The organism is Arthrobacter sp. SPT-J7, from assembly GCF_059089965.1.
In genome coordinates this window covers 1-990 of record NZ_JBNHFF010000482.1, presented here as the reverse complement: position 1 = coordinate 990, position 990 = coordinate 1, and the positions used below count along the sequence as shown (strand labels likewise).

General features: G+C 65.2%; 1 protein-coding gene. It reads right to left on the bottom strand.

Translation table 11 applies throughout. The features are described from left to right. Positions 1–79: 79 nt before the first annotated feature. Complete coding sequence (locus tag AC5RWX_RS33755; protein ID WP_494100496.1) at positions 80–937, bottom strand: class I SAM-dependent methyltransferase; 858 nt, start codon at positions 935–937, stop codon at positions 80–82. Positions 938–990: the final 53 nt, after the last annotated feature.

Below are 990 nucleotides of genomic sequence, written 5' to 3'. Positions count from 1 at the left end.
TTTGGCCCCGCCGGCGGCCGCTGGCTTTAAGCGTCACCCCGGAATGAGGAGGCAGCAGGGTGACGAGGATGTGGCGGCATCACCCGGCATTACCCTTGGCCTTTTTGGCAGTAAACAGCAGGTACTCCCACTCCATGCGGAACGGGGTATCCCCATGGGCGTCGCCGAACGACTCAGCCAGGTCCGTTAGCGCCTTATCCAACTCCTTCACCTTGTCCCCGTCCTCGGCGATGAACTTGTAGACGGAGATGGTGGGGCCGTAGTGGGACTTGAAGTAGCGCACGAAGTCCTCCGGCTGGTGGAAACTGTGCACCCCCAAAGACTTCTTCCGGGCGTTGGTTTCGGTGATCCTGTCACCGAAGAGTTCGCGGAGGTGGTCCTCGCTCCCCCACAGCGGTGGTGGCTGGGCACCCGGTGGGGGCGGCGGGGCGAACGGCTTCATGGTGGCGAACATCCTGCCGATGAACCCCTCTGGAGTCCAGCTGAGAAGTCCGATGGTGCCACCCGGTTTGCACACCCGCAGGAGCTCGTCGGCTGCGCGCTGATGATGGGGCGCGAACATCACGCCGAGGCAGGACATCACGGTGTCGAACTCGTCGTCGGCGAAAGGCAGCGCCTCCGCGTCCCCTTCCTTCCACTCCAGCTCCACGCCGCGGTCCGCCGCCTGGTGGCGGCCGGCGTCGAACAGTTCCGGGGTGAGGTCGCTCGCCACAACCTTCGCACCCATCATGGCGGCGGGGATGGCCGCGTTGCCCGACCCGGCGGCGACGTCCAGGACCCGCTGCCGGGAGTTGATGCCGCACGCTTCCACCAGGATGGCACCCAGCTCCGGAAGCAATTCGACCGCGAGGGCAGGATAGTCCCCTGACGCCCACATCGCGCGATGCTTCTGTTTGAGCGCCCGGTCCGCCTCGAGGACATCTGTTTGGTCGTTCATGACTGTGCCTCTCTACTGTGCTGGTTCGTCAGTGGGTGAACAGCGCGCTGCGG